The organism is Vagococcus sp. (genome assembly GCF_036639995.1).
GTDB lineage: Bacteria > Bacillota > Bacilli > Lactobacillales > Vagococcaceae > Vagococcus.
This window is the reverse complement of sequence record NZ_JAVWHO010000012.1, coordinates 38646-49934: the sequence shown is the minus strand read 5'-3', so window position 1 is coordinate 49934 and position 11289 is coordinate 38646. Positions and strand designations below refer to the sequence as shown.

Here is an 11289-nt window from a genome sequence, read left to right as displayed (position 1 = left end):
TTCCTTTATCGTCTTTAGTCAACGCACGGGCAATTTTATTGATTTTAGGAGTTGGTGGAGTTAAATCTGCCACCTTAAATTTTGTTACTCCATTAAAAATTGCGTCAGCATATACAAGGTCGCCATCTGGATTTATATTTCCATTATTATTATTTGTACTAGGAGCCGCGCCATTTAGTTTCGATGTTCTTTCAACTACACCTAAAAACGGATCATCTAATTGATAAGCTATCGTTTCTGGCATTTTTTTACTAGTGTCCTCTAAATAGAAAGTTACAATATCACCGGCATTTAAACGAGAAGGCATATTAAATGACCAATTACCGTTCTCATCTACTTTATTATTTTTTCCATTATCTTGTGCCAAGTTACCATTTACTTTGACATAAACAACAGCACCTGGTTCTAATTTTTCTGCCTTCATTTTTCTAGTGTTAACAGTAAGTGATGTAAGTAAATTTTCTGGTTTCATAATAATTGGTGGTGTAGCATCTATGACATTTGGTGATACTTGATTTGCTCCTACTAGACCTGATCTTCGTGCCTTTACTTTCAACTGAGTTCCTGAAGAATAATAATTTGGATTATTTAATGGAGTATAACCATTAACATTAGTTAATAACTTTTTCTCAGGAAATGTGTTTTTAGTGTCACTTACCGTTACCTCTGCTTGGTCCTTACCTGCATAAATTGGTTCGAAGGTTAAATTACCATTATTATCCATCCCATTATCGTCAGGAACTTCACCTAATTTCACTCTGACCGCTTTTTCATTTTTTTTATCAGCATCAGTGACAATTGTTGGAAATTCAGCAATCGGTACTGTGTTCAGTCCCGTAATCCTTGCAAATCGACCATTTGCTTTTGGAAGCTCGCTTTGCATTTGTAAATCGGTAGTGACAAAATCAAATGCCCTATTAGTATGTCTCGCTAAAAATGACTGAACATCGTTATATGAATACTGCGGTGTCTCTTTTACGTTAGTATTAACATCCCAAAAATCCATATTACTCTTTATAACTTGAAAACTATTCCCAGATTCTGTACGAGCCGTATCCATTTCTAATGCAACATTTTTAGCACCCTTAACCGTATTTCTAATATCAAACTGAAGTGGTTCATCTAATACGATTGAATTATTTGTTCCTTTCGCCATATCTATCATGGAACTACTTGAATTACCAATGATAAATAAAGAAGAGCCTGGCTCAAAATTAACTTTTGCATTTGTAGCCGTACTTCCTGAAGTTTCTGGTGTTGTTGTTCCACCGCCCCCATTAGTTCCATCAAATTTTATACTTGGATCGCCGTCAGTGCTTCCTAAAGTTACACGAGAACCTTTCTTAGCCGTAAACGTCTGATTAGATCCGACAAATTGAAGAGAATTACCTGGAACCGTTAATGTTAATTCAGAATTTTCTCCTACCTCTATGTTTCTGACAAATCTGTAAATAGCGGGATAGCCACTTCCTGACCCTGTATTTCTAACTTTAACTTTTGCATTGTCGTGCACAATAAAATTTCCTGTGCCAGCATCACCTGGGAGCACAGTACTTCTAAACCATATTGCTGAATAATTAGAATCCGTTATTGCACCATTATAATTAGTACCCTCTGCAAAATCCAAACCACCTGTATAAAAATTCTCTGATAATGTGAATACACTCATTTTTCCATAAATATTAACTTGAGCTCTTGTAGTTCTAGCTAATCGAGCACTCGTCCCATCACCATATTTTGTCTGCTCTTGTGCTGGAAGTGCATTGAACTTAGTTTTTCTTTGTGCGTCCGTATAAGATACCCTATTGCCATTTGCGTCAAATTCGTACCTAGGCGTATATTCTCTCCAACCGCCAGGAATTTTAACATTACCAAATTTTATAGTCCACTTATTTCCTGTAACATTGCTTCCTGCGTCACCGTAATGGTCCTCTACAATTCCTCCTCTAGTTCCATATGCTGTCGTTCCATTATTCTCCATTTCAATATCATGAATGTGAATTTCAGCAAATCCGGAATCGGTAGTCGGTGGTCTAACTTCGAAAGCATTGTTATTTAGTTTTAACCTGTATCCATACTCTCTACCAGGCGCTTTACCACTTATTTCAATATCTGTTGTTCTTTCAGCCGCTTTAGCAGTCATACTTTTGCCACTATAATCAAGATCATTAAGCAGCTCTATTTTCGTAACTGATTTATCAATCCATGCGTCATAAAATTGTGTTGAATTTGTTACTTGTACCTCTTTTGCCTCTACGCTGGTTCCGATAAAAAATAATATCCAAACAAATGACATCAAAAACACTAACCATCTTTTTCTCACTTCATTACCTCCTTTTTTTAAATCCTATTTTCATTTTTCTAATATCAAGGAATATTATTAATACCTTTCACAATAGATTGACTTTAAAAGTTTTTTTATTTTTTGTGAAAAAAATAATATCTATCCTTAAAATTGTAATTTGAGTAGATTCTTGTATATTTTTCATATAAAATTTGTTAAAAATATATCAAGTGAAGTATATTTCATATTATAACTCTCTATCATACTAAAAATCAACTTTTTATAAAATAAATTGTAATAAAGAACGTAGTAACATGGGTTTCGAAAAATAAAAATCTATAACAAACCCTATTGCAGCCTTATTAACCACTTGCTATATTCTTTTTTAAAAAACGAACGTTTCTGTTTTCACACACTTCGCCAATAAACGGGAACCTTTTTATCTTTTTTGTAAATTTAATCCATATTATTTTTCACTAAGATTCACTTTGTTACTTAAAAGTGTTTTAAATCGTTTTTTTATCAGAGAGAAATATCTTTTTTCTATTCAAATCCAAATAATTAGAATTTAATAAAAGGAGCAAAAATTTTTTTGAAATTATTATTTTTCATTAGCATATATTCGCGTTTGATGCTCTAAAATAACATCCCTATAAATACTGGTGTTGTTAGACGTATACAATAGAAGGAAGTAACCTCTTTTGAACTTAACTACCTACTTGAAACACTTTATATCTATATGAGTCTGCTTATTACTGGGTATTTTCTAACGTCCACTCAACAGCCCCTTGGTATTCGCCTGTTTGAGGTATTTTTGATGCTTTCATCTTCAAACCATCTTCATTTTCAGCTTTTCCCCAACTATCTGAAATATTAAATTCTTCTTTTGTTTTAGAGACACTTGTTATATCAGACTGATAAATGTCTACTGGATTATTCAGCATTAACATTGTATTTTTGTTTTGGTATCTAACAAATAAAGAGTTTGGCAACTCATACACATCGCCATTTTCCTCATGAGTCATTTCCTCCGTTAGATTCACCGTTATTTTCCAGTCTTTATCCTTTAACGTATCTTTCACTACCAACGGTTGATCGATACTTGTTTCATCTGAACCTATTGTCTTGTTATAATCAATCAGTTTAGTCTTTGCAAAAGTTATTTCTTTTGGCGCCGATACAAGTAGTAATTCTCCGATTATATCACCACCTGGATTTACCGCATCATTAGATTCAGCTGTAACTTCTTGATAAACTAGAGGCTCGTTTGTTTTAATGATGCTTGAATTACCAGTAACGATTGCCTTATTATGAATTTCAGTTTTAACTGCTTTTGCTGTCACTTTAGTCGGTACTTCAATGACAATTTTCTCTCCTGGATATAAGACTCCATACTCATTATTACCAACATACTCTGTTTCTTTAGGGGTCATAGTCTTATCCCCAATTCCAACAGTTAGGAGACGTTTATCTTCTTGATACTTAATAATCGCATCTGTTATTTCAGTTGCTTCAGATTTCTCTAAATCAATATCTCCCATATTATGTTGGTGCTTACCGTCTTCTCCAACTTGATTGCTCGGGTATCTAAAAGGAAGATTGTCAGTATCATCCTTCTTATACTTCCATACTTTCACATCCTCTTTATTAAATTCTAACCCTTTAGGAATAACATCCGTAACATTGGCGTTATACATCACTTTCTCTTGCTCTTCACCAATACTTCCTGGGATTTGAACAACAATTCTGTAAGATAACGTGTTATTTACTTTTGTTACTGTTCCCTGCCATTCATCAGGATTAGCCGGTTTATCCCCTTCAATCTGTGGAATCTGATTACCTTTTTCATCTTTCGTTAACGCTCTGGCTATTTTTGTGATTTTTGGCGTATATGGCATTGCGTCCAATACACTTAATTTTAACGAAGGATCAAAACGACTATCACCCATTGCATCGTGATAACCTGGGTATTGACCGTAATTAATTGCCGATACATTTAAATTTCCAGAAACACCGTTTGGCTCTTGGGTATATGTGTCTGGCAATTGATATGTGATGCCTGCTTTATCAATGGCCATATCTTCTTTAGCATAAATTTCAAACACATCATTTTTACTTAGTACCTTTGGAAGTGTTAATGACCACTTCCCGTTTTTTACAGTTGTTGTTAAAATCTTATCTTGTTCATCTTTCATCCATTGACCATTATTTTTTAGAAATATTCGAGCTCCTTCTTGATCTGAAGTTCCTGAAAGTTTAGTCGTACTATTACTTATAGTTTTAGAATCAAGAGTGACTTGATTTGGCGGGGTAACATCAACAGCTGTAACCTCTTTTGCTGTAATATCTTCTGGATGACTCATATGTGCTTTATCCGAATTTTCATCTCCAGAGCCTCTCCACGCAGATAATACTTTTACGCTCATACCTGGTTTGAAAAATTCTTTTTTAGGAAGAGGTATTTTTACAACACCTAATTTTTCATCATCTGCATCATAAATTTTTTCTGTTGTTGTCCTTCCGGTAAGTTGATTTATCTCTTTACCTTGTTCATCGTATAACCCAACGCGTACACCAACTTCATTATCATACGCGGGGCGATCCTCATCATACTTTCCTTCTGGAACAGATGTATTTACGTAAATGTACTGGTCTGCATTAGTTGGGACCTGAATACTAGTTACTTTTGCACTTTGATTGTTTGCGGTGATTCTTGAATAATCTGACATTTTATTAAATGTGCTTAAGAAATCTTCATCATTTGAAGAATCTATCGTATTATAATCAGCACCTGATAATGAATAATCTATCAGTGACCAAGAATTGAATGGATTTCCTTGTAAATCACTACCTTTTTTCCAAACAGATAAATCAGAGCCTTCTGTTTTCATCTTCGAACCATTAGAGTTATCAAAAACTTGGCTATTTTTACTAGAAAAGTCAAAGTACTTTGGTTTATACATATTAATATTCATCACTCCAGCGCTAAAAATAGCATCTGAAGTACTCGACGTTGTTCCACGAGTAACAAAATAAGTATCTTCTCCTGCTTGAATGTCAATCCCGGCACTTTTGGCATCTATTGCGGCTCCATGTTTAGCTTGAATGTCAACACTTGAATTGGCTCCATCAACAATAAATTGGTTTCCTGCACCTTTATTATAAAGTAACCCTTGATTGCCTCTATTTCCTCCAGAATTCGAATCTGTTCCGTTGACATTTCCTTCATTTGTCACTCTAAATTCTGAATTGTTTTTAACAATTACTTTGTTATTTTCACCAGACATTCTGATTGCAGGTGGAAGTATCTCATTTTTATTCCCGTTATTTTTACCTGTTTTCAAAATATTTATTTTAGAATTATCCTCAATATTAAAGGTGTTTTCACCTCGAACTCTAAATCGAATCGTCCCACCATATTCATTATTATTTCCGTTGGAAGTAAAGTTCAATTCCGAACCATTTTTCACATTAAATACGCCATTTCTACTGTACATAACCAACGCTGTGGTTCGCTCGCTAAGTAAATTCATCTTTGCTCCATCTAAAACATTTAGCGAAGAATTATCTTTTTGAATAGTAAATAACGCGCCATCATTGCCATCAGTAAAAACATTACCTGAAAGATTTACTTCAGTCCCTAAGTCTTTAATAAAAATATCTGCAACATTATTGTACTTAAAAACTTGTCCACTCTTGTTATCTTTTGGTCCAAAACTTTTCGCCTCAATTTTGGAACCTTTATCAATTGTTGTTGTTCCACCATCGACTTTTGACTCATATAGAGATATAGCTGTTGAATCAATTATTGTCCCGTTGGTTACAACAAAATCTTTAGATGTTATTCCGGCAGTAGTATTTTCACCTCTTGAGTACTTAGCGTCTGCACCATCGAATTTTACAAGGCTTTTACCTCCAATATTAGCTAATCCAGCGGTATTTTTGTCATCGGCTATTATTTTATTTTTAAGTATTAATTCCCCTTCTGTTCCTGTAAAAATAGTCCCGGTTCCCGTAAATTTAAAGTTACTTACAGTTATTTTTCCACCAGCTTTAAATGCTAAGGCTTGACCTTTAAAATCAATCAAATTATTTTGACCATCAATTTCAATTTCTCTATTAACACTTGCTAATGACGCTCCTGCAAATATCGGCTCGTTAACGACTATTTTATCTACTGATGCATTACTTATAGCATTTCTAAAATCCGTCCAATCATTTACCGATGCTGTCATTGCCTCTGTTTCAGTTCCATACATGATAATGCCTAAAAATAATATGGCTATTGAAAAAAGACTGTTCCTGCATTTTCGGTTCATTCTCATCCTCCTAGCAATATTAATATTTTATACCTTGTGTATAAGATATAAGCAATTAGTGATTTTTAGCATTGACTTGTTTTTTATTTTACCTCCTTCTATATTTTTTCAATCAATAACTAAAAACTAAGCATAAAAATTCGATTGAACTTCTATATTTAAAACACTATTCCTTATTTTTGACTTTCATGTGAAGAATTTTTGAAGCCGTTTTAAACTATCTTTGAATATAAGATGTATTCATTAATTTTACTCAAAAAGCTATTTAACAAAATATTCAGCGTATATACATTTTCATTTTCTATTTTTTTTTTAATAAAAAACATTAAATACCTTGGACATTCTCTTTAAATTAGCGTAAATATTAGTAATTTGATATTTATTCAATAAACTAAACATTAACAATAACTAATGTTTTTAAATAAAACTTATAAATGTTATTTTTTTAAATCATTAAATCAACTGAATGTCTAATAGCATTTATGAATTTTTATAGAATTAAGTAAAACTAGTTGCCATTGTTTCAAAAAAGTGCTATGATTTCATTGCTCAAATTGTAACGGTTACGATTTGTTAGAAAGGAGTTTCTCATGAATTATATAGATGTTAACAACTTAACTTTTTACTACGGGGATGAGCCCGTATTACAAGATATTTCTTATCACGTAAGTCCTGGTGAGTTTGTTATCTTAACTGGTGAAAATGGTGCAGCTAAGTCAACACTCATTCGCAATACATTAGGCCTACTTACTCCTGCAAATGGGACAGTAACTATTTCTCCTAATAATATAGAAGGAAAACCACTAAAAGTTGGTTATAGCCCACAACAAATTGCTTCTTTTAATGCTGGGTTTCCTAGTACAGTCTTAGAATTAGTTCAATCAGGAAGATACAACAACGGGAAGTGGTTTAAGCGTCTAACCAATGAAGACCACGAACATGTAGAGAAAGCTCTTCATTCAGTTAGTATGTGGGATATGAGGCATAAAAGAATTGGTGAGTTATCCGGTGGACAAAAACAACGTATTTGTTTAGCTCGCATATTCGCTTCTGATCCTGATTTATTTGTTTTGGATGAACCAACTACAGGTATGGATGAATCATCTCGTCGTGATTTTTATCGCCTGCTTCGACATAGTGCCCATGTTCATCACAAAGCTATTTTAATGATCACTCACGACCATGAGGATATTAAAGAATACATGGATCGTCATATCCAATTAGTTAGAAAGGAGGACACAGAATGGAGATGTTTTCATATGAGTTCATGATACGAGCTCTTATTGCGGCTTCATTTATGGCAGTTATTGCTCCTCTGCTTGGGGTTTTTCTTGTGTTAAGAAGACAATCTCTTTTGGCAGATACACTGTCTCACGTATCACTAGCTGGTATTGCGTTAGGTTTTTTCATTAATGTTAACCCGACATTAACAACACTTGTTGTCGTCGTCCTATCTGCTCTTGCTCTTGAATATATTCGCAAGCTTTATAGTTCCTATTCTGAAGTTTCAACTGCCGTTTTGATGTCAGGTGGTTTAGCAACTGCTCTTGTTCTGATGAACTTAAATAAAGGTGAGTCTTCCATGAATATCCAGCAGTACTTGTTTGGCTCTATCATTACTATTAATTGGTCCCAAGTTAAAATTCTTGGTATTTTAATGGTTATTGTCTTAGTTTTATTTATCTTTTTAAAACGCCCGATGTATGTCTTAACTTTTGATGAAGATACAGCGCATGTGGATGGTCTACCTGTTAGTCTTTTGTCGACTTTATTTAACGTGATAACAGGTGTTGCTATTACTGTCATGATTCCTATTGCTGGTGCTCTTTTAGTTTCAGCTATCATGATTTTACCTGGCACCATTTCAATGAAACTTGGAAAAACGTTTAGTTGGGTCATTGTGATTAGTATTATTGTCGGATTTATCGGAATGATTAGTGGTCTTATTGGTGCTTATCAACTCGATACACCACCTGGAGCTACCATAACACTGGTCTTCATTGCTTTATTTATTTTAGTTAATCTTGTATCCGTCTTTAAGAAAAAGAGCAGCTAAAAAAGAAAAGATATACTGTCAAAATTAAACAAATAAAAAAAGCTCATAAAACGCATTAAAATACGTTTCATGAGCTTTTAATTTATCTTTTCTAAAGGGTGTAACAAGTAAGTTACTTTGCCTTTTATTTTATCTTTTTCAACTAATCCATAATGTCTGCTATCCGTTGAGTTCGGACGATTATCTCCCAAAAGTAAATAATACTTTTCTGGTATATTATTTACTTGAAAGCCATTTTCTTCCTGCATTGACTGTGTAAAAACTTCTCCTTTTTTATTGTATTCATCTAATTTGGGAAAAATAAATTTTTCTTCCGTTAACTGATCGTCTACATAAAGATTATCTTCAGTAAATCTTATAGTTTCACCAGGCAGTCCAATCACTCGTCTAAACTCCAATACACTTCCATTTTTAAAAGCTACAATATCAAATCGTCTTATCTCTTTTGATTCTTTTAATACTAAAACTCGACGATTATTTTTTATCATCGGTAACATAGAGTTATCTTCAACTGTTTTAATTGATAGAAAAAAACTACATACACTAACGAAAATTATTATGCTTATAACTATCGATACACTAATATCAAAAGCTAATACATAGGGAAAAGTTTGTTTGTTTTTTCGATTATTTTTATGATGTCGTTTTGTTTTTTTACTTTTAGATATATCTCTGTTTTTCCGATGTTTTTTAACCATATTTTTGCTCTTTTGACGCTTTTTTTTATTTTTCAAAAACATCATCCTAGTTTATTCGTTTTTCTTAAGAGTATCTTTATTTATTTTATAATAATTAAAGATATCTGTTTGATAGCCTTTAACCTTTTTTATATCGTTTAAAAATTCATCTACGAGTTCTTTATTTTCGTAAAAATCTTGAGATTGAGGAATAGCATTTGTCCCAATTTCTTTTACAACATTATAGTAACGATTAATTTTCACTTGTCCCTCTTCTTTATTCAAGCTATTTGCTTTCAATTCACTATAACTTGCCATTTTTCCACCTAAATTTTGAATGTTCTCAATTGATTTATCCTTATCTATTTCACCTTTTTTTATTGACTCCATCTGTTTTTCAAAATCAGAAAGTAAATAATACCCTTTGATTACATGATTACTATCTTCTGGACTCAATTTAATTGACTGATAGTAAGACGTGTAAAAAGCACCTAAACCACAACTTATTAATAAAAACATAAAAATCAAAAACATAGTCATTTCTTTTTTCTTTTTTTTATTTAAAACCTCTATTAATTTTTTTTGCTTTTTTCGTTTTACTTTGTTTTTTGATTTCTTTTTTTTGCTGTTTTTTAATTGTTTATTATGAACGATCCAAAGAAACAAACATATTAAAGCTAATAATAAAAAAATCAGACTGCTTATAAAAGTACCTAAAAATAGTTTCTCTAAATTACTCATCCTCGTTCCCCCAAAACCTACTTACGATTGCCTTTTCTTTCTTTTTTTTTGTGAGATGATTTTTTGGCTTTATTTTTTCTAATTAATGTTGTCATAATAAAAACAACAATCACTAAAGCAAAAAATCCAACCATAATAATAATGATTAATTTCCAATTTAAACCACTTTCTTGCACTAAACCAACATCACGTTCATTAAACTTATCTGCCTCTTCTTCTGTGATTTTGAAATCTTTTGTCCATTCTTCTCTTACGCCATCATCTGCTATGACTAGAATTTTAGCTGTGTAATCACCTGGAACCATTTTTTCTCCATTCATTCCAACTGGAAAAGCAATGAACGAATTAGGCGCCATTCTCATTTTAGCTTGTTTTCTTTCATACAATACTTGGCTATTGCCTTTTTTATTAATTTGAACTTCGGTTGTCATGTTGTTAACAAACGTCGGCTCTGTATTTGAATAGTTAATATAAATGTTATTTTTGAAGTTGGTTTGACCTGCCTTAACAGAGTTAAGAGATAACTTTGGCTTTACTTTAGTATCATTTTCTTGCAAGACCATTCCAACAACATAGGCATATTCATTTAAAACCATAGAACCATTTTTTTCTTCTAGATTGTTTTGATTTTCTTGAATTAGCTGAATACCGCCAGTGACAATACCATCATATGCTGTTTCAGGCATTTTTATTTTGATATCTAGATCTTTGGTTTCACCTGGCTTAAGTTCAATTCTTTTTGGTGCTGAAACAATATTTTTAAAGTCAAACTTCAATGAACTATCTTTTTTTATTTTGGTATCACCGTATTCTATAACACCATTTGAATTTGTTTTTGCGCTATTTAATGAAACACCTATGGCAGTTTTTTCTTTCCCTGGGTTACTAAACTCAATTTGAATAACTTGTTCTTTTCCCGGTTCCATTTTTAAGTCGTAATAGCCCACATCTTTATTCATTTGATTATCAGGGAAATTTATTTTGTACTGAAATGGTACTTGTTTTTGAGATTCATCGGCCTCTACAAGATTATTATTAACTAAACAAAAAACAAAAATTAAACTTGCAAATAATATGTTTTTTAATTTTTTTCTATTATTATTCATACACTTTCCTCTTTACGTATTTTCATTTTTCATATAATATAAAAAACTAATTAATATAAAAAAACCAGAAAAGAAAAATCTTTCCTGGTTTCTGAAATCATCAACT

Annotated in this window: 7 protein-coding genes; 2 read left to right on the top strand and 5 right to left on the bottom strand. The window is 32.4% G+C overall.

Annotation, left to right across the window (positions count from 1 at the left end):
- Together RR554_RS05325 and RR554_RS05320 are read right to left on the bottom strand one after the other, a co-directional pair.
- On the bottom strand, window positions 1-2323 hold a 2323-nt coding region (locus tag RR554_RS05325), incomplete at its 3' end, for a pectate lyase-like adhesive domain-containing protein (protein WP_332467563.1).
- Between the two features lie 713 nt (window positions 2324-3036).
- Window positions 3037-6603 carry a pectate lyase-like adhesive domain-containing protein gene (locus RR554_RS05320; protein ID WP_332467562.1) on the bottom strand — a complete coding sequence of 1189 codons (3567 nt, stop codon included), beginning with the start codon at window positions 6601-6603 and terminating at the stop codon, window positions 3037-3039.
- 590 nt (window positions 6604-7193) lie between these two features.
- Between RR554_RS05320 and RR554_RS05315 the strand changes: the two genes are divergently transcribed.
- Together RR554_RS05315 and RR554_RS05310 are read left to right on the top strand one after the other, a co-directional pair.
- Window positions 7194-7874 (top strand): metal ABC transporter ATP-binding protein, encoded by a 681-nt coding sequence (locus tag RR554_RS05315; protein ID WP_332467561.1) that lies wholly within the window; start codon window positions 7194-7196, stop codon window positions 7872-7874.
- Entirely contained in the window at window positions 7847-8659 is an 813-nt protein-coding gene (locus tag RR554_RS05310; protein ID WP_332467560.1) for a metal ABC transporter permease, read from the top strand. Before RR554_RS05315 ends, RR554_RS05310 begins: the two co-directional genes overlap by 28 nt.
- A gap of 77 nt (window positions 8660-8736) precedes the next feature.
- Here RR554_RS05310 and lepB read toward each other — a convergent pair whose 3' ends face one another.
- The 3 genes from lepB to RR554_RS05295 form a co-directional block, all read right to left on the bottom strand.
- Complete coding sequence (gene lepB, locus RR554_RS05305) at window positions 8737-9393, bottom strand: signal peptidase I (protein WP_332467559.1); 657 nt, start codon at window positions 9391-9393, stop codon at window positions 8737-8739.
- A 15-nt stretch (window positions 9394-9408) separates the two neighbouring features.
- On the bottom strand, window positions 9409-9855 hold the full coding sequence (locus RR554_RS05300) for a hypothetical protein (RefSeq protein ID WP_332467558.1): 447 nt from the start codon (window positions 9853-9855) through the stop codon (window positions 9409-9411).
- A gap of 239 nt (window positions 9856-10094) precedes the next feature.
- Window positions 10095-11183 carry a DUF916 and DUF3324 domain-containing protein gene (locus RR554_RS05295; RefSeq protein ID WP_332463062.1) on the bottom strand — a complete coding sequence of 363 codons (1089 nt, stop codon included), beginning with the start codon at window positions 11181-11183 and terminating at the stop codon, window positions 10095-10097.
- Window positions 11184-11289 lie beyond the last annotated feature (106 nt).

Bases quoted from the DNA above. Each gene is read 5' to 3' on its own strand.
- RR554_RS05315 (WP_332467561.1), top strand. From the start codon at position 7,194: ATGAATTATATAGATGTTAACAACTTAACTTTTTACTACGGGGATGAG.
- RR554_RS05310 (WP_332467560.1), top strand. From the start codon at position 7,847: ATGGAGATGTTTTCATATGAGTTCATGATACGAGCTCTTATTGCGGCT.
- RR554_RS05300 (WP_332467558.1), bottom strand. From the start codon at position 9,855: ATGTTTTTATTAATAAGTTGTGGTTTAGGTGCTTTTTACACGTCTTAC.
- RR554_RS05295 (WP_332463062.1), bottom strand. From the start codon at position 11,183: ATGAATAATAATAGAAAAAAATTAAAAAACATATTATTTGCAAGTTTA.
- RR554_RS05320 (WP_332467562.1), bottom strand. From the start codon at position 6,603: ATGAACCGAAAATGCAGGAACAGTCTTTTTTCAATAGCCATATTATTT.